Source organism: Iodobacter sp., assembly GCF_025352645.1.
Taxonomy (GTDB): Bacteria; Pseudomonadota; Gammaproteobacteria; order Burkholderiales; family Chitinibacteraceae; genus Iodobacter.
Genome location: NZ_JANXSO010000155.1, coordinates 1 through 25,868 on the forward strand (window position 1 = coordinate 1; position 25,868 = coordinate 25,868).

The 25,868-nt window shown below is 48.2% G+C and carries 20 protein-coding genes and 1 riboswitch; of the genes, 7 read left to right on the plus strand and 13 right to left on the minus strand.

Features of this window, described 5'->3' with window-relative positions; genetic code table 11:
* Positions 1-176 precede the first annotated feature (176 nt).
* A complete protein-coding gene (locus Q0R17_RS17320) occupies positions 177-3,182 on the minus strand; it encodes a beta-galactosidase (protein WP_293937254.1) in 3,006 nt (1,001 codons plus the stop codon).
* A complete protein-coding gene (locus tag Q0R17_RS17325) occupies positions 3,179-4,096 on the minus strand; it encodes a carbohydrate kinase (protein WP_293937257.1) in 918 nt (305 codons plus the stop codon). The genes Q0R17_RS17320 and Q0R17_RS17325 overlap by 4 nt, the downstream gene beginning before the upstream one ends.
* A gap of 114 nt (positions 4,097-4,210) precedes the next feature.
* Here Q0R17_RS17325 and Q0R17_RS17330 point away from each other — a divergent pair, with 114 nt between their 5' ends.
* From Q0R17_RS17330 to Q0R17_RS17355, 6 genes are all read left to right on the plus strand, one after another.
* Positions 4,211-4,636, plus strand: a complete 426-nt coding sequence (locus Q0R17_RS17330) for a DUF4124 domain-containing protein (RefSeq protein ID WP_293937260.1) — start codon at positions 4,211-4,213, stop codon at positions 4,634-4,636.
* Positions 4,637-4,950: 314 nt separating this feature from the next.
* Positions 4,951-5,853, plus strand: a complete 903-nt coding sequence (locus Q0R17_RS17335) for a protoglobin domain-containing protein (protein ID WP_293937262.1) — start codon at positions 4,951-4,953, stop codon at positions 5,851-5,853.
* 9 nt (positions 5,854-5,862) lie between these two features.
* Positions 5,863-6,231 (plus strand): STAS domain-containing protein, encoded by a 369-nt coding sequence (locus Q0R17_RS17340; RefSeq protein WP_293937264.1) that lies wholly within the window; start codon positions 5,863-5,865, stop codon positions 6,229-6,231.
* Entirely contained in the window at positions 6,221-6,637 is a 417-nt protein-coding gene (locus Q0R17_RS17345) for an anti-sigma regulatory factor (protein ID WP_293937266.1), read from the plus strand. The genes Q0R17_RS17340 and Q0R17_RS17345 overlap by 11 nt, the downstream gene beginning before the upstream one ends.
* A gap of 3 nt (positions 6,638-6,640) precedes the next feature.
* Entirely contained in the window at positions 6,641-7,219 is a 579-nt protein-coding gene (locus tag Q0R17_RS17350; protein WP_293937267.1) for a SpoIIE family protein phosphatase, read from the plus strand.
* Positions 7,216-10,386 (plus strand): response regulator, encoded by a 3,171-nt coding sequence (locus Q0R17_RS17355; protein WP_293937269.1) that lies wholly within the window; start codon positions 7,216-7,218, stop codon positions 10,384-10,386. The genes Q0R17_RS17350 and Q0R17_RS17355 overlap by 4 nt, the downstream gene beginning before the upstream one ends.
* A 102-nt stretch (positions 10,387-10,488) precedes the next feature.
* Here the strand turns inward: Q0R17_RS17355 and Q0R17_RS17360 are convergent, their stop codons facing one another.
* Both Q0R17_RS17360 and Q0R17_RS17365 read right to left on the minus strand, forming a co-directional pair.
* Positions 10,489-10,800: an RnfH family protein gene (locus tag Q0R17_RS17360; protein ID WP_293937271.1), complete on the minus strand. Its 312-nt coding sequence runs from the start codon at positions 10,798-10,800 to the stop codon at positions 10,489-10,491.
* Complete coding sequence (locus tag Q0R17_RS17365) at positions 10,797-11,222, minus strand: type II toxin-antitoxin system RatA family toxin (RefSeq protein WP_293937273.1); 426 nt, start codon at positions 11,220-11,222, stop codon at positions 10,797-10,799. The genes Q0R17_RS17360 and Q0R17_RS17365 overlap by 4 nt, the downstream gene beginning before the upstream one ends.
* A 100-nt stretch (positions 11,223-11,322) precedes the next feature.
* Between Q0R17_RS17365 and dnaB the strand changes: the two genes are divergently transcribed.
* Positions 11,323-12,738 carry a replicative DNA helicase gene (dnaB, locus tag Q0R17_RS17370; RefSeq protein ID WP_293937276.1) on the plus strand — a complete coding sequence of 472 codons (1,416 nt, stop codon included), beginning with the start codon at positions 11,323-11,325 and terminating at the stop codon, positions 12,736-12,738.
* Between the two features lie 78 nt (positions 12,739-12,816).
* Here dnaB and mgtE read toward each other — a convergent pair whose 3' ends face one another.
* The 9 genes from mgtE to Q0R17_RS17415 form a co-directional block, all read right to left on the minus strand.
* Complete coding sequence (gene mgtE / locus Q0R17_RS17375; protein WP_293937279.1) at positions 12,817-14,154, minus strand: magnesium transporter; 1,338 nt, start codon at positions 14,152-14,154, stop codon at positions 12,817-12,819.
* A gap of 116 nt (positions 14,155-14,270) precedes the next feature.
* Positions 14,271-14,441, minus strand: a riboswitch (M-box (ykoK) riboswitch).
* 432 nt (positions 14,442-14,873) lie between these two features.
* Positions 14,874-16,070 (minus strand): NO-inducible flavohemoprotein, encoded by a 1,197-nt coding sequence (hmpA, locus tag Q0R17_RS17380; protein ID WP_293937282.1) that lies wholly within the window; start codon positions 16,068-16,070, stop codon positions 14,874-14,876.
* Positions 16,071-16,210: 140 nt separating this feature from the next.
* A complete protein-coding gene (locus Q0R17_RS17385) occupies positions 16,211-16,921 on the minus strand; it encodes a glutathione S-transferase family protein (RefSeq protein WP_293937283.1) in 711 nt (236 codons plus the stop codon).
* Positions 16,922-16,958: 37 nt separating this feature from the next.
* Positions 16,959-17,807, minus strand: a complete 849-nt coding sequence (locus Q0R17_RS17390; protein WP_293937284.1) for an alpha/beta fold hydrolase — start codon at positions 17,805-17,807, stop codon at positions 16,959-16,961.
* 99 nt (positions 17,808-17,906) lie between these two features.
* Positions 17,907-18,284 (minus strand): VOC family protein, encoded by a 378-nt coding sequence (locus Q0R17_RS17395; RefSeq protein ID WP_293937287.1) that lies wholly within the window; start codon positions 18,282-18,284, stop codon positions 17,907-17,909.
* Between the two features lie 72 nt (positions 18,285-18,356).
* Positions 18,357-18,878, minus strand: a complete 522-nt coding sequence (locus Q0R17_RS17400; protein WP_293937289.1) for a DUF2165 domain-containing protein — start codon at positions 18,876-18,878, stop codon at positions 18,357-18,359.
* Between the two features lie 367 nt (positions 18,879-19,245).
* Positions 19,246-20,976, minus strand: coding sequence for a gamma-glutamyltransferase (gene ggt / locus Q0R17_RS17405; RefSeq protein ID WP_293937291.1), 1,731 nt, complete (start codon positions 20,974-20,976; stop codon positions 19,246-19,248).
* 79 nt (positions 20,977-21,055) lie between these two features.
* The gene (locus tag Q0R17_RS17410) at positions 21,056-24,907 is read right to left on the minus strand and encodes an EAL domain-containing protein (RefSeq protein WP_293937293.1); all 3,852 of its coding nucleotides are present in this window, start codon (positions 24,905-24,907) and stop codon (positions 21,056-21,058) included.
* Positions 24,908-25,453: 546 nt separating this feature from the next.
* The coding region (locus tag Q0R17_RS17415) for a TonB-dependent receptor domain-containing protein (protein WP_293937295.1) at positions 25,454-25,868 on the minus strand (415 nt) is incomplete at its 5' end.

Here is a 25,868-nt window from a genome sequence, read left to right on the forward strand (position 1 = left end):
CCCTTCGGGTTGGCTACATTTTTGGGGCTGCACGGCGTTAAAAGACGCTCATGGTACTCGTACCACCTCGCGTCTTTTGCCTTGTTCAGCCCCAAAACTGCAGCCAACGCAGCCGTGAATGAAACGTCAACAGACCCTAGGGTTTAACCATCAACAGTACCCTTTAATGGATAGACTCAATGCGTTTCCGCCAGATGCTGGCTGATTTTATGTTTACGTAAGCGTGCGGTGACTTTGCCTTCGGCGTCCGTTGCAAATAAGACAGCTCGTTGGCTGGCTAGCGTTAGCGAATACACCATATTGTTGGCCTTATCACTAAAGCTAATGGCCTCTTCCTGCCCTGATTCATTCACCAAAATCCACAAAGCACCGCGCTCAAAGGTAAGCTTTTGCACAAACACACCTGGCTGCTCACCAGATAGCCAGTTAAGCGGTGTGCTGACACCGGCCCAGTCCATGGCGGCTTGATAAAGCGCGTGTAAAGGCTCGGTGCGCTCGTTCATTTCTAAGGGCAGCGGGCACCAGAGCAGATTGCCGCTGGCTTGTAGTTCTGTGCTGGTATTACCTTTGCAAAGCTTGGCTATCTTATCGCCACCAAAGCTGGCGCGGTATTTTTGCTTGCCAATATGAATCACTTCCTCGCGCTGCAAATTGCAGGTGGCTGATTCGCTTAATAGCGGCTGACAGCGCTGCCAGTAAGCGTCTAAATCGCATGGGCCGGTCAGCAGGATAGGCGTTTTGCATTGTTGTATCCAATCACGGGCGGCTTGCGATAAGACGTGCGGGCTGGGGATGATAATGAGTTTGGCGGGGGCGTGATCCAGATCGCTGAGTTTATATTCACTGATGGCGCGCACCGGCACTTTTAGCTCGTACTGCATCACTCGCACCAAGCGTTGCGTGGCTTCTAGCGCAAAGCGGCGGTTGCCGTAATCGTTGCTAAAAGGGTAAATCACTGCGATGTCTTCTAGCTGACGATTCTGCATAAGCGGTGCGAGGGTTTTAAAGAAGCTACCGTAATCTTCGCTGATCATCGCCTCAGGTTTACGGGTGCCGTCGGCGCGGCAGGCCCCAATATGCGATTCGTTGATGTTATCCATGTGATAGTTGATATTCCACAACCATTGCACCGCGCCTGCGCCACCATTGATAAAGGCGTAAGCATATTTGCGCTCTAGCATGTGCGCTAGCTCGGTTTCGCTGCGCTTGCTGCGGCTATCAGGTGCTTCAATATGCATGATGCCAGTTTCTTGCACCAAGCTTGGTTTGTTGGGCGTTTTGCTGAAAATACTATCCCATGCTAAATCGTCGTTTAGCCACCAGCTATGCACATTGGTGTAATCCACCTCGTCAGCATAAAACATCGGGGAAGGGCGCTGCATGCCCAGTGCCTCGTCTTGCCCCACGGTAATCAGCCGCTGCGGCGCAATGGCGCTAAGGGTGCTGCGTAAGTCGGCCACCCAGCGATTATGCATGGCCTGAGTAAACAGGGTGTAATCCAGCCAAATGCCGTGTTGCTTCGGGGTAATCTCGGTGGGATTAAACGCTACCTGCTCTGCTTGCGGTGGCAGTACGGCATGCCAATCGGGCAGGGCCGCTGGGCTTTGCCCCCAACGCTGCTGCCAAACGCTGATATCACTGTCCTGCTCTTGCAGCCAGCTTCTGAATGCGGCGATCTCAATAGGATCTTGCACGCTGCGCGGCCCAAGGAAAATCTGCTCTGGGTTAAACATCGAAGGTTCGTTGATTAAATCCCAATGCACATGGCTGCTGTCTTTATGGCGGCTAACAATGGCGCTGATAAAGCGCTTTTGCGCGGCAATGGCTCGTGGGTCTAAATAGGGATTACGGCCTTCCCATGTTTCTGGGGTAAAGGTGAAAAAGGTAAAGCAGGTTTCTAGATTGTGGCGTTTGGCGCAATGTAAGAAGGCATCAATAGCGCGTAAGGCGGCTTCTTGGGCGTGACCATCGGCAAACATAATTTGCCGCCAAGCTGTCCAGATGCCAGTGCGAATATAGTTGATGCCCATGCGCGCAAATTCGGCCATGTCCGCATCCCAAACGGCGGGGTTAGGTAGCTGCAAAAATTTGCGGTGTACATCACTGGCCATATACGTCATGCCGACAATCGGTACGGGCTTGCCGCCACGGGTAAAGTAATCGCGTCCAGCGCAAAGTGGCTCGCCTTCTTCAAGCAGGCGGTGATCACGGCCCCAAAAGCCTTGGCGTATTTCACGGACTTCGCCAAACGCCGAAACCGCCTTGCAATGGATGGCGTAATAGCCATGCAAAACCACCGTTGGCAGGGTGCTACGGTGAAACACCGGCCCGTTGACATGTGTTGTCAGCGCCAGAGATTCTTGAAGGATGACTTTACCTGCGTAGCTGGTGGTGATTTCTATTTGCCATTGACAGCAGGCATTGGGGCGCAGTGCTTCAAGCTGTAAGCTGTATGTAGGCACTTCGCTAGGGTAGTAGCAGGCAAAGTCAGGCTTAATCCAGATCTCGGTCGTGCCCTTGGCGCTAAACTTGGCCCAGTCGAGCAGGGCTGCGCCGCCGCCTTGCTGCCAAAATAAGGCGCTGCTATCGATATTGGCAAATAGCCAGCGGCTACCTGCAAACTCACCGCGATGATTTTCGATTAGAACCACGGGGGCGGCAATGGCGCGCCCTGCTGCATCATGGGCGGTAATCAGAGGATAAATGCGGGCATCCATTGGCCCGCTTGAGCCAGATTCCTTGGGGCAGTCTTTATGCTTGGTCGGCATTAATACAAAGCCGCAGCTGCTGGCGTGGGCTTGGAAAAGATCGGTTTTACCGGCAAGGAGCGGGTATTCAGTACCGGCTGCAATGCTTTGCGCTTCGCTACTATCAATAGCCAGCATTTCATGGATGTTTAAATCTTTAAACAAGGGGTTGGGTAAGGAGAAGGGCATATTGCCCAAGCTGACTAAATTACCGCCATGCTGTAAAAAATGCAGCAATGCAGGCCAAGCATGGCTGGGAAAATAAGGGCCGTGGGTGTTAACTACACAGCTGCCGTGCGATGCACTGTTTAGCGCATTAATCAGGGTGTTACTGTCGGCTAGCGTGCCATATTCTTGCCAAAGTGCCAGATCGTCTCGTTGAGGACGCTCGCCGTGATAGGCTCGTTTTTCATCATAAAAAAAGATGGCACTCATGTGTTTTCCTTTAATAAGGTTTGCACTTCGCTAAGGGTGGGGGCGAATGCGCCAGCATATTGGCAGGCGATTGCCGCGCTGGCCGCTGCAAAGCGAGCGTGATCTTGCGAGCTAGCTTGTGGTTGCATCAGTAAACTAGTCAGCCAGCCGCCCATGCTGGCATCGCCAGCCCCCACAGTATCGATGACATTTACCTTGTTTGCGGGAACAAATTGCTTTCGGCCTTCTTCTATCAGTTGTAACCCATTCGCGCCTTGTGTATACAGAATGCTGGCTTGTCCTGCCCATATGCAGACTTGATTCAGCGCAATTTCAACGGGTGTATCGGGCATAAGATGAACGAGGTCTTCGTCAGATAATTTTACGTAATCTGCTAGCCCTAGCATAATTTCAAAACGGGCTAGATATTCTGGCCCCATTAGCTTACGCCAATTGGGGTCGTAGCTGATTTTAACCCCCGCTTGTTTAAGCGAAATAGCCAGCTCCAAGAGCTGGGTGGCTAAGGGCTCACGCACCAATCCAAGTGAGCCAAAATGTGCGATTTCTACGCCGTCTTGCCAGCCGGATGGCAATTGTTCTGGTTTAAAATCGCAATCGGCGCTGTCATTGCCAACAAAGAAATAGGTGGGAGGATGGGTTTCGTGCACGATGGCTAAAAATGGATTTTTATCGCTACGCTGTAAAAAGCGTAAATCTAAACCGGCAGCGATGGATTGTTGGTACAGCTCATCACCAAAACAATCGTTAGAAATTGCGCCTGCAAAGCCTGTAGGCAGGCCAAGGCGAGCGGCCACTCTGGCGATATTCCAGCCCGCGCCGCCCGCTTGGCTAAGCCAGGTGTTTTCACCCGTACGAATGAGATCAGTGAGCGCTTCACCAAAAACAACAAGACGGGCAGTTGGGGTAGTTTGCATGGGGAATCCTGTGCTTATTTATGTGCCCATAGAAAATTGATGAGTAGGCCTGATATGTTTTAATTTCAATGGCGTATATATTGGTAATGATTTAAAAATAACAAAGGAAAACGAATGAAAGCAGTATTTTTAATTGCTTTGTTGCTAGCGGGTGCGGCAAATGCAGAAATCTACAAATGGAAGGATAATGCGGGCGTCATGCATTATTCTGATCAGCCCCCTAGTGGAAACAAGGCCGATATCGTAAAGACCAAAGATTTGCCGGTGAGTTCCATCGCTGGGTCACGTAAAGAGGCATCTGCTGCGAGTGGCGTGGCGATTAAAGCCAGCGCCCCCGCTGCGGCGAGCGTGCCGGTGGCCGCCAAAGGTGAAAAGGACGAAAAAGCCTGCAAAGAAGCGATGGCACGGTTAGGCTATTTGCAAGGCTCTAAAAAGTTTTCTAGCGTAAATGAAAAAGGCAAGCTTGAGTTTATGGAAGCAGCACAAAGAAAGTCAGAAACGGCGAGTGTTGAGGCCAGTATTAAGCGCTTTTGCCCATAGCCGTAAGATAATTTATCAATTTAAAAACCGCCCACTGAGGCGGTTTTTTTATTCTTATAGCTGTTTTCATCTCTTACATTTAGGCGATTTACCGTTGATATACTTACTTTCTACTTTCTTTTTGCGGTAAGTTTTCATTGGGTCTGGAAAGTTTGAGTTTATGTATTGCTAAAATACTTTCGCCTAGCTATCTAGAAAGACAGCAATTTTTTGTTACTCAGCTTTCAGCGAAACACTTTGTGGCTATTTGCCCTGATTAGTTTTGCAATAACATGATTTTTTGTCAGCCTTACGTAATACTAAGGAGAATGAATATGCATGAACATACTAGCCAAACATCGATTAAAGATGTGATGCGCTTGCATGATATTGACGAAGTTGATCTTGAAGTGGTGCGCAAATATGGCGCTTTGGTGGTGCCCAGAATGTCCGAATACATTACTCATTTTTATGAATGGATTCGTGAGCTGCCAGAGTATCAAACACTGATGGCCAATGATGAGGTTAAAAAACGCGCACAAAGTGCTCAGCTTAACTACTGGAAAACCTTTTTTTCAGCGCACTTAGATGAAGCCTATCTTGAAGATCGTCGCCGCCTTGGTGAAACCCATGCGCGGATTGGCTTATCACTGCCTAGTTACTTTGCGGGTATGAATTATTCATTTGTACTTTTTACTAAAAAGTTGTACGACGGCGGTTTATTTAGCGAGGAATATGGCAAGGCAGTGGCCGCCATTACCAAACTATTGCATTTAGATACCACAATTGTGGTGGAAACTTATAGCCGTTTAATTAATGAACGGATTAATGATCAAAGCCGCGCCTTAATGGAAATGTCTACGCCGGTGACTATGATTTGGCAAGATATTTTAATGCTGCCGGTGGTGGGGATTATTGATTCAAAACGGGCGCAAGACATTATGGCGGCCATTTTATTGAAAATTGCTGAAACCCGTTCCCGTGTTTTTATTATGGATATTTCGGGGGTGGCGATTGTGGATTCAGGGGTGGCAAATCACTTGATTAAGATTACTAAGGCGACACGTTTGATGGGCTGTACTAGCCTGATATCGGGTGTGTCTCCTTCTATTGCACAAACTATTGTGCATTTAGGGATTGATATTGAAGGGATGACCACCCATGCCACGTTGCGCGATGCCCTAGAGCAGGCTTTTAAGAGCGTAGGTATCAGAATGAAGCGACTTGATGAGGTTTAGGGGGCGGTAATGGATGAGCGTGAATCTGAGGGGGGCGTCGCGATTTCGGTGGTTGAAGATGCTTTGCTTGCTTGCGTGCAGAGTGATTTGCGGCCCTCTACGATGATTGCGCTGCAAAGTAAATTATTGCAACAGGTCACTAAAGTAGCGGCGAAAGGGGTGATGGTTGATTTATCCGAAGTAGACGCATTGGATGTGGATGGGTTTGCCGCCTTAGTAGATTTAACGCAAATGCTAAAAATAATGGGGGCAAAAACGGTGTTTATCGGCTTTAGGCCCGGTGTGGTTGCTGGCTTGGCGGCGTTAGATAGTGATTTATCAGCGTTGCGAGGCTGTCAGACTATTAAACAAGCTCTGGATTTACTACATGAAACCTAGCGTGGAAATGACCACGATTTTGCGAAAAATACGCAGCGATGCGGATGTTGCGATGCTGGTGGCTTATACTTTTGCTTTGGCCAAACAGTGCGGATTTTCGCCCGTTGCGGTGACTGAAATCACCACCGGGGCCTCTGAGCTAGCCACCAATATTGTGAAGTACGCAGGGGAGGGCGTGATGTCATTTTCTTGGGTAGTGGTTAAAAATCGCGAAGGCCTAGAAGTGATGGCAGAAGATCGGGGGCCGGGAATAAAAAACCTAGAACTTGCTATGTCTGAACACTACAGTACCAAAGGAACACTGGGGCTAGGTTTGCCAGGGACGCGTCGTTTGGCAGATGAGTTTGATATTAGTTCAGAGCCAGAAATAGGAACCCGTGTCCTGTTTCGTAAATGGAAAAACTAAGTCATGCACTTTGAATATGCACGTTGCTTACGGCCTTGTTTTGGAGAGGTAGTGTGTGGGGATGGTACGTTTATCAAACAAATGGAACATGGCGTATTAGTTGCCATTTTGGATGTGTTAGGCCATGGGCCAGAAGCGCATGAGCTGGCTAGATTGTGTGAGCAATGGTTAGAAGAAAACAGCAGTGAAGATATTGAGCTCATGCTTAAAACCTTGCATATGCATATTCGTGGGTCGCGCGGAACGGCCATTACCATGGCTTTTTTGGGTAATGATGGCAATGCCCAGTGCATTACCATCGGCAATACGGTGATGCGTAAATTAGGCAAGGATTGTTATACCTTCCCAGCGCAGGCGGGCACATTAGGCATTATCTTACGCAGTATTCGAATTGAGACTTTTAGCTTTAAGAGTGACGATGTTTTTGTTTTGGCTACGGATGGCATACAGGAACATATTGCTGCGGATGATATTTTGCTAGAGCGCAGAAATAGCCTGAACCAGATGGTTGCAAATTTGCTAAGCCGTTTTGGTAAGCTTTATGACGATGCCACTTGCCTGGCGATAAAGTGCACATTATGACTGAACTTGGCGTATTGGATCTGCGATCCGAAGAAAGCGTTTTTATTGCCCGCGATAAATTGCGCCGGGCTTTGGGGTGCCTAAAACTCAATCGAATGCGTAGTGATTTTCTGCTGACGGGTTTTTACTCCCTTTGCCAGCTGGTGCGGCAATCAACGCTGAATCATCTTTTGCCGGTGGGTATGGAAAGCGATGCGCTGTGCTTTGTGGTGCGGCCTGAGGGTGGATGGGCCAAACACGCGCTCTCTGCTTTTTTTGATGTGCAACAGACTTTATCAGATGGCACGGTGCTGTTGGTGTTTAGGATTGATCGTCAAGAGCTCGATGCTATTTTACGGGTTAAAAACATCATTAATGAGCAAACTCGTGATGAGCTGATGTCGGTGCTAACGATAAGCAATGCAGAATTGGCCTCGCATAAACAGGGGCTAGAGCAAGAAGTGGATCGCCGATCAATGGCGCTACAGCAAAGTGAAATGCAATCCAAAGCGGTGATTGAAGGTGCGCCGATTGCGGTTATTTTATTAGATCAAGATTGCTGCGTTACCAATTGGAATCGTGCAGCCGAGCTAACCTTTGGGTTTTCTCCAGCAGAAGTGATCGGGTTAAAGCTACAAAGCTTGGTTCATATTGAAGGCGATGGTGATTTGCCTTTGGTATTAGAGCGTGGCTTGAGCGAAGCCACGTCACGCATTACCACCGCACGTTTTTGGGAATTACTGGCGAGAAATCGCTCGGGTAGTTTATTGCCAATTGAAGTAGGCATGACGGTATTAAATATGGATGGGCATTGTAGTGGTACTTTATTTGCCCGTGATATTAGCCAGCGTAAAATAGTAGAGCAAGAATTACAATTAGCTAAATCTAAAGCCGAAGACGCCGCATCGGTTAAATCAAGTTTTTTGGCTAATATGAGTCATGAAATTCGCACGCCAATGAATGCGGTGATTGGTTTGTCGCACTTGGCATTAAAAGCCGAAATGCCAGCTAAGCAGCGTGATTATCTATCTAAAATTCACCATGCAGGCACATCGCTGTTGGGGATTATCAATGATATTTTGGATTTCTCTAAAATTGAAGCGGGTAAACTTAATATTGAGCTCGCGCCTTTTGATTTAGAAACAGTATTAAATAATGTATGTACCGTAACGACCCAAAAGGTGTTTGAAAAAGGCCTAGAGTTTGTGATTCACCATCCGGTGGATATCCCGCCGTGTTTATTGGGGGATTCGCTAAGGCTTAGCCAAATTATGATTAATTTGGTTAATAATGCAGTTAAATTTACGGAGTCCGGTGAGGTTGAAATTACCATTCGCTGTATGGAAAAAAACCAAGAACAAACACAATTAGAATTTAGAGTAAGAGACACCGGTATTGGCATGACTCAAGAGCAACTGGGAAAATTATTTATGCCTTTTACTCAGGCAGATAGCAGTACCACGCGTAAATTTGGCGGTACGGGATTGGGGCTTTCAATTAGCAAAAGACTGGTTGAATTAATGGGTGGGCGTATTTGGGCTGAGAGCGAGAGTGGTGTAGGTAGCCAATTTGTATTTACGGCTTGGTTTGGTGTTGAACAAAAAGAAATCAGAAAGCGTGCTATTCCCGCTGAAATTAATAATATGCGCGTGTTGGTGGTGGATGATCATGAGCACGCCCGTTTGGCCATTATTGAAGTATTAAAGCGCTTTTCTGTACGTATTGAGCATGTAGGCTCAGGGCAGGGCGCGGTAGAGCTATGTGTGGCCGCCAATCAACGGGGGGACCCTTTTGGTTTGGTTTTACTTGATTGGCAAATGCCGATTATGGATGGTGCACAAGCGGCACAAAAAATTCAAGAAGCACTGCATGAACGCGCACCCAATTTGGTGATTGTGACGGCATTTGATCGTGAAGATATTTATATTCAGGCGCAAGCGCTGAATATCAGCGCCATTTTAACTAAGCCAGTCAATGCTTCTTCATTAACGGATTGTCTGGTCTCTATTTTTGCGCATGATGACGTGGCGGATACGCGCTCTACACCTAAAGATGAAGTAGAGCTTGGCTTAAATGGCATGCGTGTATTGCTAACAGAAGATAATCCAATTAATCAACAAATTGCCACGGAATTGCTCGCTACGGTGGGGGTGGATGTGGTGGTGGCTAATCATGGCAAAGAAGCTTTGGATAAGCTGGAGCTACACGGCACCCACTATTTTGATGCCATTTTAATGGATATGCAGATGCCAGTTATGGATGGTTATGAGGCATCAAAACATATTCGTGCCGATGTGCGTTATAACCATATTCCGCTGATTGCCATGACGGCCCATGCCATGGTGGAGGAGCGGGCACGTTGTTTAGATTTGGGGATGAATGATCATGTTTCTAAACCGATTGATCCCGTGCAATTTTTTGAGTGTTTAAAGCATTGGCGTGTCACCAAGCCTAATGGGGCTAATAGTGTGGATGCGCCTATTCCTGTACTTGCTGAAATGGTGGCGGAGCCCGCAGAAAACAGTGCGCCAGCGCCTGCTACCCCTGTCGCCGCACCTGTTTTAGAGCCTAGCCCTAGGTCGGCAGAGCGCGAAGAGCTGGATGTAAAAGTGGGCTTGGGTTATGTGTTAAATAACCCATCACTTTACTTACGGATGTTGAAGCAATTCTGTAGTAGCGAAGCCGATTGTGTGCAAAGAATCCATCAGGCTTTAACGGCTAATGAGCTAGAACCTGCATTGCGTTTTTCGCATACATTAAAAGGGCTGAGCGCCACTTTGGGAGGGACTCACGTTTCTGAAATTGCGGGCCGTATTGAAAAGGCTATTTCACATGGTGGTGGTTTAGGAGAGGTCAAAGAGGATTTGCAGGTTTTAGACTTACGCCTCATCGTATTAATGAGTGAGGTAAAAGATTATATTGATGGTGAAGATCCTTTTGCCAATGCGCCGCCGCCCGCCGCCGCAATGCCTATGAAAGAATTGCAAAATTTATTAAGTTGGTTAGAGCGCTTATTGCAAGATATGGATGCAGAAGCTTTAACCGTACTAGGGAAGTATGGAGATTCAATGGCGAATGCATTTGATCCATCTGAATTTGCTGCGTTTAAAATAGCTTTAGAGAAGTTTAATTTTGGTGACGCATTACCTATCCTTCAAAAAATGCAAACAAGTTTAACGGTACGATAAGTTTTTGCCGATAATAGTTACTATTTAATTTTACGCACAGCGCATCACTGCCTTTTATTCTGCCTTACAAGTAGCTATATCCGCTGAAAATCTGTCTTGCCGCTATACCGCTGCGCCACCTTTTTTAGTGACTTTCCCTTCTAATGCACGTTGACGGCGAATTTCCTTAGGGTCGGCTAATAAAGCGCGGTAAATCTCAACTCTATCTTGCGCTCTTAATACGGTATCAAGCTTGCAGGCTTTAGAGAAAATACCGATTTTGTTTACGCTAAGATCAATTTCAGGAAAAAAGTCTAAAATCCCCGAGGCGCGAATAGCCACTTCGGCGCTGCTGCCTGCGGGCACTTGCACGGCCAAAAGCTTTTGCAAGGTGGGCATAGCGTAGACCACTTCAACTTTAATTAACGCATTCATGCTTGCTTATCTGCCTGTTTGATAAACGCATCGACAAAAGTGCTGGTTATTTTATTAAACACTGGGCCAATAATCATTTCTAAGCTGCGGCTAGAGAATTCGTAATCTAGCTCAAACTCTACCTTGCAAGCGTCTTCCATTAAAGGGGTAAAGCGCCATACGCCGTGCAGGGCTTTAAATGGGCCATCCACAAATTGCATATCAATATGATGTTTGGATTTAATGTCGCGGGTACGAAAAAAAGAGGTGACTTTTAAAAACTCAATTTTTACCGTCACATCTAAAATGGTCTCGCTGCGCTCATGCACCACAACGCCGCCGCACCAAGGCAAAAATTTGGGGTAATCCTCCACGCGATCAACCAAATCAAACATGCGATCAGCGGAGTGGGTCACTAAAACTGTTTTATGAATAGACGGCATAACATTTTCTGCGCTTTACGAGGTGGTGTGGCATTTCGCCGTTGGGAGTGTGAATAGCGTAAAATGCCGAGCTTCCAGCACGCCACCTTAGATAGATAAAATGACCGAGCATCGTAACCCTGACCACGCCATGACGCAACTTGAAAACATCCGCATGCCGCCGCATTCGGTTGAGGCGGAGCAATCCGTATTGGGTGGTTTGATGCTGGATAACAGCTCTTTCGACAAAATTGCCGACACCCTGTTTGAGGCGGACTTTTACCGCGATGATCACCGCCGCATTTTTGCCGTGATCGCCAAGCTGGTTGAACTAGGCCGCCCTGCCGACGTGATTACCGTGGCCGAAGCGCTGGATACCCACGAAGAACTATCCTATGTGGGTGGCTTGGCTTATTTAGGCTCTTTGGTGCAAAACACGCCATCGGCGGCCAATATTCGCCGATATGGTGAAATTGTCCGCGAAAAATCGGTAATGCGCCAGCTGGCATCGGTGGCAACGGATATCGCTGATGCGGCTTACAGCCCCAGTGGGCGTGAAGCATCGGAGCTTTTAGATCAGGCCGAATCGGCGGTGTTTCAGATTGCCGAGCAGTCGTCCCGTGGGCAAAAGGGATTTATCGGCATGCCGCCGATTCTCAAAGAAATTGTGGAGCGGATTGATCATTTGTTTCAGCAGGACAATCCTTCTGAAGTGACTGGCGTGGCAACGGGGTTTTTAGACCTTGATCGCATGACTTCGGGCATGCAAGCGGGCGATTTAATTATTGTGGCGGGCCGTCCTTCCATGGGTAAGACGGCGTTTTCGGTGAATATTGCCGAGCACGTGGGGATTGAGCTTAAGCTGCCAGTGGCGATTTTTTCTATGGAAATGGGCGCAACCCAGCTGGGGATGCGTATGGTTGGCTCGATCGGGCGGATTGATCTGCACAAGCTTAAAACCGGCCGTTTTGAAGATGAAGATTGGGTGCGCCTCACCCACGCCGTGGGCCGCATGAATGAAGCGCCGATTTTTATTGAAGAAACCGGCTCGCTAACTGCCTTGGATATCCGTACCAAGGCGCGACGTTTAGCGCGGCAATGTGGTGGCCAGCTTGGGCTAATTGTGATCGATTACTTGCAACTGATGGCGGGGCGGGCGGGGGCAAAAGATCAGAACCGCGCGACTGAGCTGGGCGAAATTTCCCGTGGCTTAAAATCATTGGCTAAAGAGCTGAAAGTGCCAATTATTGCGCTCTCACAGCTTTCCCGCTCGGTAGAACAGCGCACCGATAAGCGCCCAATGATGTCGGATTTGCGTGAATCCGGTGCAATTGAGCAGGATGCGGATTTGATCTTGTTTATGTACCGCGATGAATACTACAACCCAGATACCCAATTTAAAGGGCTTGCCGAATGTATTATCGGTAAGCACCGTAATGGCCCCGTGGGCAAGATTCCACTGGTGTTTGTTGGCCAGCATTCTCGCTTTGAAAACGCGCTGGTCCGCCCTGATGGCTGGTCGAGTGATATTGAGTAAACCGTTAAAATTGTACTTACGGGTTGAAATGCAAAAAGGCAGCTAAAGCTGCCTTTTTGCGTTGTAAAGAGGATGCGTTTATCTAAGCTCAGGCAGGATGAGTTGGGCGATTTCAAAGTAAATAATCAAGCCCGTTCCATCTACTAGTGTGGCAATAAAAGGCGCAGACACTACGGCGGGGTCAATTCTTAGGCGCTTCAGAATTAATGGTGTGATTGAAGAGACAATCGCACTCCACATAATGATGGCGACAATGGTTAAGGTAACGACTAGACCAATCTCAGGCCCAACCCCAAGCGACCAAGCACGAACCCAGGCGGCTAAAGCAATACCCATAGAGATTAATAACGCAGTGGAGGCCTCTTTTCTAAGGATTTCGCCCAAGTTGCGCATCGTTACTTCACCCACAGCCATGGCACGAATGATGGTGGTGGTGATTTGGGTGCCGCTATTGCCACCCGTGCCAATTAATAGCGGGATAAAGAAGGCGAGGGCAATGGCGGCTTCTAATTGCTCTTCAAAGGCGCGTAATACTGTACCTGTATAGCTTTCGGCAGCAAAGAGCATCAGCAGCCAGCCAATTCGTTTACGCCAAAGTTGCCAAGGTGTTGCTGCTAGGTAGGACGTTTCTAATGGTGAAGAGCCGCCTTGTAGCTCAGCATCTTCGGTGGATTCTTGCTCTAGAATATCTGCCGCTTCATCAACGTGAAACACCCCGATTAACTTGCCTTGATCTTCTACGGGCAGGGATGATAAATCCCGATCTACCAAGAGGCGAGCCGCTTGTTCTTGATCTGTTTGTGCATCAATACGCACAAGGTTTGGATCCATCAAATCGCTTAACTTGATTTGTGGATCGGCAATCAATAGCGTCTTAAGCGGGATGCCGCCAATTAATAGCCCGTTGGAGTTGGTAATGTAAATATGCTGGAATAACTGAGCTTGGTGCCAAGCATCATGGATCACTTGCTTTGCATCACTCACCGATTGCTCAACGAGGATGCTGATATAGTTATTACGCATATGCGCGCCAACTGATTCGCTAGGCCATTTAAGCAGAGCGGCATAGTTGTGCTTATTTTGCTCGGATAAATGCGAGAGCAAATTGCCACGATCGTTATTTTCCATTTTGCGCAAAATAGTCAGCATATCGCGGCGGGGAATGCCGTCCTGCAGCGCGTTGATGATCTTGCTGTGCAAACGCAATAACAATTGGCCAGCATTTTCTGTGCTTAAAGAGCTAATGAGCGCACTGCCTTCATTCACCGGTAAGGTGTTGAATGCGTCGTTGAGGTCTTCTGCGCTTAGAGCCAGCAATTGATTGGCTCGTTCAGAGGGGTTTGCGGTGGCAATCCAGCTTCTCAATGCGGCTAAATCGAGAACTTGAATAGTGTGGGCGTGCTGGTGTGTTTTCATTTTGAATGGCCTCAGATAATGACAGGCAAAATCGCAAGCACCTTGATGGGTGCGTGTTAAAAGAAAACAGCAGTTGATGGACGAGTATGGGACAGGAAATAACGTCGAATGGCGCTTTTTCATCTCCACGTTCTAGCTTTAGCACTGTGCAACGTATCTGGTAAAACCAGAAGCCACCTGGGTTAACACCTTAATCCGATGAAAACTGTCCTGATCTTGGGCGTCTCTGGACGTCGTGAGATCAGTGGCCTGTATTTGCGCAGGAGCCTCGCCTAACGAGATGCTGCATAAGGTAAATATCTTATGTCCCTAGTTGGGGCAGGGGCATAGTGTCCAGATTGATCTTTAAAGTCAACGCGGCGATAAATGGTAATAGTTATCACTGCACTATTACTACTTGGCTGTGGTATGCGCGCGAATAGGCGATGTATCTCTATGATTTATTAGGCTTAATTGAGCGGGTTTGTAGCTTGGTTAGGTATAGGTAAACGGCTATAGAGCAATAGCTGCAAGGCAGACCGCTCTTTTTAGGGGGCAAAAGGGCTTTTTGCAGATGTTAGGGGTATGTTTGTGGGACGAATATTTAGGAAAAACCTAGGGGGTAAAAATACCGCTTGAGTTTATTGTGTGTAGGTGTGTTGGCTAGGGCTATGGCAATGGCTTAAGCCGGAAAAAGGGGGGATGCTTTCCCCCTTGGGCTTAGTGGGTAAAGTACTCGTTTATGCTACGCCCCCCGTTCCAAATGCCTCAGCATGAATACGATCACTGCTAATGCCCATGGCGTGTAGTGATTTGATTTGGGCTTGCATAAACGCCAGCGGCCCACAGAGGTAGTAATCGGCGTCCGGTAAAATCGCTGAGTCAGCAATTTTAACCAGATCTACATAGCCAAGATGGTCGTGGCTTAGGTCTGGGCAGGCCTTACCATAAAAAAACACTTTTTCGACATTGGATTCTTGAATGGCTAGTTGATTTACTGCGCCTTTAAAAGCATGCACTTCGGCATTGCGGCAGCCGTGGATAAAGCGCACGGCTCGATCGCTGCTGGTTTTAACGATATGTTTGAGCATGGATAGCATTGGGGTAATGCCCACGCCTCCGCTAATCAAAACTACGGGGGTTTTGCGGTCTTGATGCAGTACAAAATCACCCGCTGGCGGGGCCAGATCGATGACATCGCCAACATTCACCGTGCTGTGCAGCAGATTAGACACTTGGCCAATGATATCGCCGGTCTGCTCGCGTTTTACTGAAATTCGCAGGTAATCGTTGCCTGGCGCATCAGACAAACTATATTGGCGCGGCTGCATTAGATTCCATTCTGGTACAAACATTCTGACCGAAATATATTGCCCCGGCGCGTAGTCTGGCACGCTGCCGCCATCGGCGGGGCGAAGATAAAACGATGTGATCTCGCTGCTTTCTACTACTTTGTTTGCCACTACAAAACCACGCCAGCCGGTCCATCCGCCTTGTTTAAACGCTGCTGCTGCGTACAGCTGTGCCTCTTCGGCAATGAGTACGTCGGCCAATTGAGCGTAGGCGGCCGCCCAAGCTGCAATTAATTCATCGCTTGCTGCCGTGCCTAATACTTCACGAATAGAGGCGAGTAAATGGTGGCCAACAATAGGATAGTGCTCTGGGCGAATGCCTAGGCTGATATGTTTGTTGGCAATATGGGTGAGCACGGGGGCCAGTACGCTTGGATTATCAATGTGCTCGGCGTAAGCCGCTACCGCCATAGCTAAAGCTTGCTGCTGCGCCCCAGATTGCTGATTACCTTCGTTGAAAATTTGCTTTAGCTCGGGGTTGTGCTGAAACATCCGTGCATAAAAATGAGTGGTTAAGGCAATGCCGTGTTGTTTGAGTATGGGCGCGGTGGAGCGGACTAAATTGCGGCTGTTGGCATTAAGCATTGGTGTATCCCTCGTTCTATTTTTAAATGTGCATTTAATATACCAGTTTAAGGTAAGGTTTGCATAGGGAGGAATCCACTTGCAAAAAAATGGGGGAGTCTGCTAAGGATGGGCCGCCAAAGCGGGCGGCCCACTGGGTATTAGGTGTGAGCTTCTGGGTAAAACTCTTTAGTCATCCGATCGCAATAGGCAACTAGATTGGCTTTGCTGATGGCGTGCTGGTGCGTGGCCGAATCAAAGAGGGGGCAAAGCGCACTGCGCATAAAGGCATAGACCGAGGCATCGGCTGCGCAGGGTTGATCGCCCATTAAATAGGGCTTATCGGCTAGAAAATCGGCCAAGGAATCGAGATCTTTCTTGGCTAATTTAATAATGTCGACTTCTTTATGCAGGGCAATGCCTTGTATCTGCAATTTGCGATTCATTTTTTTGCGTACTTGACGTATCACTAAGCCACGAATTGGCCATGGAATACGTTTAAATATCATGCTTGGGCCTTTGGCAAAGTTTTCATCATTGGCCCAACGATCTTTGAGCGAAATATAATAAAGATGCTCTTCTAGCATTTTTTCAAAAGCCCAAGCAATGCCGCGCTCACTGGGGCTGAGCGCGGCATCAAAATCAATTTGCTGGTCTTGTTCTAAATAAAAACGAATTAAAGTGGAATCATCAATTAAGGCATTGTCTGTTTGCAAATAAGGCAGCTTGCCTTTAGGCGCTTTAGCATAGCCATGACGGTTGGTTTGATAATCGCACTTTGCCATTTTAAGCAGCAGTTCTGCTTTGGTGACAAACGGGCTCATATCAGGCAAGCCAAATGCAGGGCCAAACGCATACAGTGTCATCATCATGTTCACTCCATTCATTAGAAAATACGGCTAAATTGGCTTACGCCATAATAAATTTACGTAGTTGTGCAAAGGCGGCTTCGGGGGCATCCCGCCATACGCCATGCCCACAGGCTGTGAATGTAGCCAATTGCGCCCATTGTTGTGGCAAAGCCTTGGCGATATCTTGTGCATCAGCTAGCGGGCAAACGGGATCTAGCTCTCCGGCTAATACCAGTACAGGGCATTGTGCTTGGGCAAGGCCAGGTAGCAGATTCATCTTTTGCTGCTCTGAATTGGCCCAAGTAAATAGGATGTCTGGTTTAAAGGTAGCACGTTGCGCCGCATGGTTATTGGCTGCGGTGGTTTGGGTATAGAGCGGCTTGCACAGGCGTTGGTATTCGGGCCAAGTTGATGCATTGGGCGAAAGCCAAAACAGCTCTGCCGCGTTGCGAGCTGCTACGCCACCTAGGCGCTGGAACATTTCTAGTTTGCGCGCCAAACTCAGGGTGGCAGCGGTGCTGGAGAGTACAACTTTGGACGCGTGGGCTGGGTGCCTAGCAATATAGCGCTGCGCTACAAATCCCCCAAAAGATTGCCCTAAAACGATAGGTTTGTTGATGCCAAGCGCATCGCATAGCCGCACGATATCATCCGCAAAGTAATCTAGCGTTAATTCATGGCTTGGGCGTGGATCGCTACGGCCATGGCCGCGGTGGTCGTAATAAACAATTTGAGCAATATCGGTAAGTTGAGAAAACGCGGGCTTAAAACTGACATGATCGTAGCCAGGGCCACCGTGCAGTAGGATAAGTGTCGGTTTTTCACGCATTACAGAGCCATCCGCTACAAGGCCAGCACCTTCGATATCTACAAATAAACGGGTATTTGGCTCAATCAAAATTTTCATGCAGTTTATTTCCAAAATGTATGCAAAACAGCATCCAGCTGTGGGCCAAGCTTTATCTATCTATGCGGGGTGTATGCTTTTTGGGGCTAGGGACAACGATTAGGGTTTAATACGCCACGGTGGGTTAAGCCGGTTTTCACCTGCCCAGTACAGGCAGATGACATTGCCTGCGGGATCAAGCAAGCGCGCCTCGCGCCAGAGCCAAGTTTCGTCTTTAGGCTCTTGGGTAAACCGTAAGCCGGCGGCTTGTAGTTGCTGCACTTTTTCGTTAAGAGCGAGGGTTTCAAAATAAATAACGGCATGGGTGGCAGGCAGGGGTGTTTCTGCTAAATGCACCGAAAATGAAGCCCCGCCTTCAGGGCAAGCAAAGCGCGCATAGTGTGGCGAGCTAACAATCAGCTCAAGCTCAAGCTGTTGATAAAATGCCACAGAGGCCGCAATGTCTGTGGCGGGAACAGTGACTTGATTGAGATTCATCTTGTCTAACCCCCGTTAATTACGACGCGGTAAATATTGGGCTACGCAAGCTTAGCCCAAGCTAGGATGCCGCTATTGCTGTTCCGCTTGCGAGATATACATCAAGCTAAGCAAAATAAAACTAATAAAAGCATATGCTTTCATTTGCCCGTTCCATTTGTTGGCCCACATGGCAAAGTATTCGCCGCCTATTACTGCAAATCCGGTGTACCAAATCAAAATTGCCATTAATGCACCCAAGGTAAAACTGATTTTCCCAAGCGTTAAATGCTGAGTATTGCCTTTAAATGTACTGGATAGGATCAGTAGGCCGCCTATTGTGCAAAGCAAACCAAATAACGCTTCGCCAATTATAATGCCAATATAAAATACAGTTTGCAGCGTCGGATTATGAATGGCACGCTGTTGCAATACACTTTCCTCAAACCAAGATTCCATTTTGTCCATCGCCAATACATGCTGTACGAATTGCCAATTAGATTGATAATCCAGTACATTGCCGCTGGCAACTAAAATGCCAAATAAACCAATCGACAGCGCCAAAACCCCTTTGCATAGTTTTTGAGTTGTATTTAGTTGCAATAATTTATTCATTGTTATTCCATATAAAATTGTGGCAGGCAAGTATTAAAACCTTTGCGAGGTCAAATGTCATACGGGAGCCTAATGATGGGGTTAAAAGCGGGTATTCAGCCCCGTTTGAATGACGTTTTACTTGGCGGGTTGAAAAACATAAGTTGCCCTAGCTATGTGCAGCAATAATATACTTTTTTATTTGCAAGCTTACAAAAATTTACCACTAAATTTACTGTTCCTTGCGATTAGTGGCCGATCTCCTTATGTAAGGCCTTAGCTTGGGACGGCTCAGTCCAAGCTAAGGGGCCTAGTGTCGCTAATTTTTCTGTATTTTTCGTGCATTTAATAGACAAAAAAGCGTTTTATATTCTGCGTTTACACGCCATTACGGCCTTTGCACTATCGCACTGCCCCCGCCGTGGCGTAATGGCTCGCTGACTGCAGTGGTGCTGCCATCGGGATTAAATTGCAGGCCGTTGGCGGCACCGATTTCGTCTTTTTCTGTCCACTGATGGCCGTATTGTTCTAGCGCTTTAGCTTGTGGGCTGCCGACAAATTTCAAAAGCGTTTCGACTTCGGTTTTATCACCATTTCTTTGGCTGAGGCGTGGCGCGGCGAGGGCTGCACCTAGGGGCATGCCGAGGTCAACGTGGTTGACGATGGTTTGTAATACGGTGGTGATAATGGTGGAGCCGCCAGGGGAGCCGATGCTAAATGCGGGTTTGCCATTTTTAAAGGCGAGGGTGGGCGACATGCTGGAGCGGGGGCGTTTGCCTGCTTCAGGGACGTTTGGATGTGGGCCGCTGAATTCAAAGTCGGTCATTTCGTTGTTAAGTAAAAAGCCTTTACCCGGCACGACAATGCCGCTGCCACCCCAGTCCTCAATAGTAAAGGTATAAGCCACAATGTTGCCTTGCTTATCGCTTACTGTTAGGTGCGTGGTGTGGGCAGGCTCGGTGCTTAGCGTGACTTTTGGGCGCAAGGGGTGGGATGGATCATCTTGGTATAAGAATGGATCGCCTGCGGCTACTTTGCCGTGGGTTTGTTTTAGATCGATCAGCTTGGCGCGCTCACTTGCGTAGGCTTTGGATAGCAAACCGCTTTTAGGTACATCGGTATATTCGCCATCGGCTACATAGGCGTTGCGATCGGCAAAGGCGAGCCTTGCTGCTTCTAGGTAGAGATGCTCCACTTGATCACGCGGCATGGATTTTAAATCGAAGCCTTCTAAAATATTTAGTGCTTCGGCAATAGCAATACCGCCAGATGAGGGCATGGACATGCCGTATAGGTCTAACCCACGGTAGCTTGAGTGGATGGGCTGGCGTAGGCGGGCTTCATAATCTTTTAAATCATTAAGCGTCATTTGCCCAGTGAGCACCGAAACACCGTTGATGACCGGTGGAATGTTGACGGCCCGTACAATTTGCGCGGCTAAAGGGCCTTCGTAAAAGGCTTTTACACCGCCTTTGCTCAAGCTGCGATAGGTGGCAGCGAGGTCTGGGTTGCGAAAGGTGCTACCTAGGGGCAGGGCTTTGCCATCTTTTAAATACAGTGCTGATGTAGAGCTAAAACGGGCGAATTTAGCCTCGTTAAGTTGGTTAATCCGGTAAAAATTAGGACTAATTTTAAAGCCGTCTTCAGCCACGGCAATGGCCGGCTGTAATACGCGCGCTAGATCCATGCTGCCATAGCGCGATAGTGCTTCATGCCAGCCCCGTACTGTGCCGGGTACGCCAACGGAAATCCCTGTAGGTACGGCGTCATCCCATTCTATTTCCTTGCCGTTGTTCTGGAAAACCTGTGGGCTAAAGTAGGCGGGAGCGGTTTCGCGGGAATCAATGGTAATGACTTTTTTATCTTTGGCTGAATAAATCAGCATAAAGCCACCACCGCCAACGCCGCAGCTAAAAGGATCGGTGACACCCAGTGTGGCCGCCGCGGCCACGGCGGCATCAATAGCATTGCCGCCGGCATTTAAAATGCGCATTGCGGCTTGGCTGGCAGGGTCAGAAATCGTAGCAACCGCACCGCCATACCCCGTGGCAATGGGCTGCTTGGCCCATGTGGGGGCGGCGATCAGGATAAAGAGCGTTGCGAGCAATGGTTTATTCATGATCGTAAACTCCGTGTAGAGGAGTGGCTTATGCTACACAGTGGCTTACGATTGGCGAATGAGGTGTTGCCGCATCGGCTTACAGCAAGGCCAGTTCTGCAAGCGCAAAGGCGGCAAACTCATGGGCAGGTAGGGGGCGGCTATATAAATAGCCTTGATAGGTGTCGCAGCCATGGCGGGCCAAAAAATCGCGCTGGGCTTCGGTTTCTACCCCTTCGGCAATCACGCTTAGCCCTAGGCTATCGGCTAGCATAATCACCATTTTGGCGATGGCGGCATCGTTGCTATCGATCAGGATATCTCTGACAAAGCCTTGATCAATTTTAAGCTGATCTAGCGGTAGCCGTTTTAAATAGGCCAAAGATGAATAGCCAGTGCCAAAGTCATCGATGGCAAAGCCAACGCCCTCTTGCTTTAGGGCGCTCATTTTAAGGATAACGTCTTCAATATTGGCAATCAGCACGCTTTCGGTGAGCTCTAGTTTTAGCTGCTGGGGCTTTGCACCCGTGCGCGCCAAAATGGCCAATACGTTTTCAACAAAATCACGCTGGTGAAACTGACGAGGGCTGACGTTAACGGCAATGCTCAAGTGTTGTAAATGCGCTTGAGAGGCCCATTGAGCCAGTTGTATGCAGGCGGTTTCTAATACCCATTGGCCTAGGGGCAGAATCAGGCCGCTTTCTTCGGCTAGCGGAATAAATTCGGCGGGGGAAACCATACCGCGCTCTGGGTGTAGCCAGCGCACTAGGGCTTCTACGCCAGTAAGCTTACTGTTGCCTTTAACTTGTGCTTGGTAGTAAAGCTGAAATTGGTTTTGCGCTAGTGCATCCCGCAGGCCTGTTTCTAAAGCCAAGCGCTGGCTGACTTCGGCCTGCATGATTGGATCAAAAAAACGCAGGGTGTTACGGCCAGCGGCTTTGGCCTGATACATGGCTAAATCGGCACGCTTTAAAGGCTCGTCTATGCTCTCTGCTTCTTCGCCAAATAGCGTAATACCTAGGCTGGCGGTGCTGTGGTGGACATAACCTGCCAATTGATAGGATTGATTGAGTGTGCTGATTATTTTATCGCCAACGGCTTCTGCTTCGGTAGCGGCCTCTAGTGTATTGGCGCTTAGGTCTTCTAGCATGACTACAAACTCATCACCGCCTAGGCGGGCCACGGTATCACCTTCACGGGTGCTGCTAGAGAGCCGTTTGGCAACTTCCACTAGGAGTAGATCGCCTTTGTCATGCCCTAGTGTGTCGTTTAGCGTTTTAAAATTATCTAAATCAATAAATAGCAAAGCCCCATTATTATCATGGCGAGTGCTTTTGTTGATGGCTCGGCCTAGCCGATCTAGTAGTAGGCGGCGATTGGGTAGCGTGGTCAGTGGGTCGTAAAAGGCGAGGCTTTGGATCTGATTTTCTGCGGCTTTGCGCGAGGTAATGTCGGTTAGGGTGGCCACATAATGTGTCAGCATGCCGTCATTGGTTTTTACCTCGGTGAGGATTAGCCAAGCGGGGAAAATCTCCCCACTTTTGCGTTTGTTCCAGATTTCACCCTGCCATGTGCCGCTTAGCTTAATGCGATCGGTCATTGAGGTATAAAACGACGCATCATGCCGCACCGATGTGAGTATCAGTGGCGTATTGCCGATGGCTTCTTTTGCACTAAAGCCGGTGATTTTGCTAAAGGCTTGGTTCACCCGCAGGATGGTCCACGCGGTGTCGGTTACAAACATGCCTTCTTGAGATTGAAAGGCAATTGCGGCGATACGCAGCTCGGCCTCTGCTTGCCTGCGCTGGGTAATGTCGCGGGTAATGCCGTGATAGCCACAGATTTTTCCTTGGGCATTGCGCTCAGGGGTAGAGAGGATTTCTGTCCAGATTAAGCGGCCATCTTTACAGCGTTGTTGTATTTCTATGGTGGCAGCGCCGGTTTTTATGCCCTGCTGCTCGGCGGCGTTTCTTTGGGTGATTTTCTTTTTAATCAGCTGGATACCATCGTCGGTGAGTAAATTAAAAACAGGATGGCCCACCACTTCTGCCGCAGGATAGCCACGCAGCCGCTCATCAGCAGGGCTGATATAGGTAATGATATGGTTGCTATCTTGTTTCCACGCTACGTCGGATACATTTTCAGTCAGCAAGCGGTAATGTGCTTCGCTGCTTTTTAGTTTTTCGGCCACTACGTTTCTTTCGATGGCAATACTGGCAAGGTGGGCCGATTGCTCAATAATGGCGATATCTTGTGCTTGTGGTGTATGGGCGGCGCGATGATAAATAGCAAAGGTGCCGAGTACCTCTCCACTTGAATCTAGAATTGGCTGCGACCAGCACGCGCCTAGCTGCGCCTTAGCGGCTAATGCTAGATAATTAGCCCAGTAAGGGTGGCTGGCAATGTCATCAACGATGACACGTTGTTTGGTATACGCGGCAGTACCACAGGAGCCAATGGCGGGGCCAATTTCTAGGCCATTTAGGGCCTGGGTATAGAAATCGGGCAGGCTGGGAGAAATAGATTTTTCAAAGTGCTTGCCGGTTTGATCCAGTAATAAAACGCTGCATAGCGTGGTGGGGTTTAATTTTTCTACACCACGGACAATGGCATCCAGCTGCTGCATTAAGGGCTCGCCCCCTGCTAGCAGCTCTAAAATATGATTGCGAAACTGCTCGTATTGATCGGCTTGCTTATCTTTGGTGATATCACGAATCAGGGCATGAATCGCCAGTTTGCCATCTAGAATAATTGCCGTGCTTTGGATTTCAACATCAATGATCTGGCCATCGAATTTGATCAGCTTGATTTCAATCATGGGGCTAACTGCGTCACGGGCGGCAATGCGTTTTGAGCGCTCTAATGCCAGCTGGAAAAAATCAGGGTGAACTAAATTAAGGATGGATTGCCCTTGTAAATCTTGTGCAGTTTTTGCCCCGACCAGTTTAATGGCCGCAGGATTGACATAAATAATACTGCCATTGCGATATACCGCAATCGCCTCGGGCGACCATTCCACCAAGGTGCGGTGCCGTTCTTCACTTTCTTTAGCCAAGTGTTCTGCTTGCTTGCGCTCGTTCATGAGTAGCGCTAGCAAAACACCGACTACATTGAGCGCCATGGCGTAGAGCCAAAAATTGATTAAATCATCGTGCTCGTGCGCAAATACGCCTAAGCCTTTGATGGCCCCGATCAATGCCTGCAATAGGGTAAAGGCAATAATGAATAGCCCGCCGTGGCGGCCAAAGCGTGTTGCACCCCAAACTACAAATAGAAAAGCCCAGTAGGAATAAGCAATCATGCCGAGCGTGGCTTGATGCCAGCCTAAAAACACCACTTGTCCAAAGCAAAGCGCCAGCCCAAAACAGATAATGGCTTCCAATTTTCGCGTTGATTCAACCCAGCGTGGGGCTTGTTTCCAAATCAAAATCAGCGGGGTAATCGTGAGGATGCCAAGGGTATTACCCATCCACCATTTAAGAATACTGCCTAATAATGCTTCTGCTGAGATGGCGTTGGAATAATAAAGCGCCACCGCCCCAATACATGCGCTTAGTAATGCGTTGGGTATGGCAATGGCCGCTAAATTGAGGAAGTCCCGAGCGTGGCTAAGTGAGGCATTAAAATAGCTGTTGTTCATTCTTAGTTTGCGTAAAAGGTAATAATCTAAAGTGGTTTCTAGCACCACACTTAAGGCAATCACTGCCGAGCAGAAAAAGCTATTACCATTCCACACATCACTGGCAAGCGAGCCTAAGAATAAGGCTGGCCAATATCGAACACCGCCCAGCAAAATCACCGCAAGCGCAATGCCGCTAGGGATCCAAAAAATAGAAAAACGCCCATCGTGGCTTAAATAAGTCAGCGTTAATTGAATGGATAGAAGAAAGGTCAGCGCTATGCTTGTTTGTTGGGGAAAACTGGGCCAACGATGCTGGGGGATTGTATTCAAAACATGCTCTATAGCGTGAAAAATAAAAGGATAGCTTTTAATTATGCTTAAATTTTAAGTTGAAAACTTTAAGTTAAATTTGTAAGAATAAGCGCAAAGGATGACTGTAGTGTGACTGTAAAGCTGATCATAGGTATAAGGGCCTACGCTCACAAAAAAGTAAATTTACGAAAAAATGAAAAGCGCAGTGCATTGGTTCAATGGGCTTTTATATAAGGGGGCTGATATTGATTTAATTTATTGTTAATTAAATCAATGCAAGCACTGCTGGCAATGCGCTGCCTATTTGTGGGCTTTATGGCGTATGCATTGTTGGTTTTTCTGCATAACACCGGTAGTTGAAATGAATGGTAAGCCTTGTGCTGGAGCCATTAAATGACTATGGCGTATTCAGTATAAATTAATTTTAAATCTACCGCCCTGCGATAAACCACAATAGGGCAGCGTTCTAGCGCTATTTCAAGCTAGAAAGCGGATGTATTTTAGAGGCGTTGGACATTAAAAAGCCCTGCAATAAATTGCAGGGCTAAAAACGGTGAGGGCCGCTTAAAACTTATAGGTCAGCTTGGCAGAGGCAAAGCGGCCGCGTGGGTCGGCTTGTGTGTGGTCAAAGAAATCGGTTGAAGAATCCCACGGTGGGCGGGTATTGCTCAGGTTGATGACTTTGGCGGTGAGAGTGGTGTCTTTTGCGAGTTTCCAGCTGGCCGTCAGATCAAAGGTGTTGAATGAGTCAACATATTTGGTGGTGTCAGTGTCGCTGGCAAAAGCCTGATCGTAGCCGCCAACATAGTTCCATGTCAGGGTGGTGGACCATGCGCCTATCTCCCATGTGGCATCGCTGACGGCGCGCCATTTTGGAATCGAGCCAAATTGGTTGCTGCCTGCGCCATCGGTGAGCGGCTCGCCAGTGGAAAGCGGCTCGGCAAATCTTAAAACATGGCTGATCTGGCTGCCCAGTTTT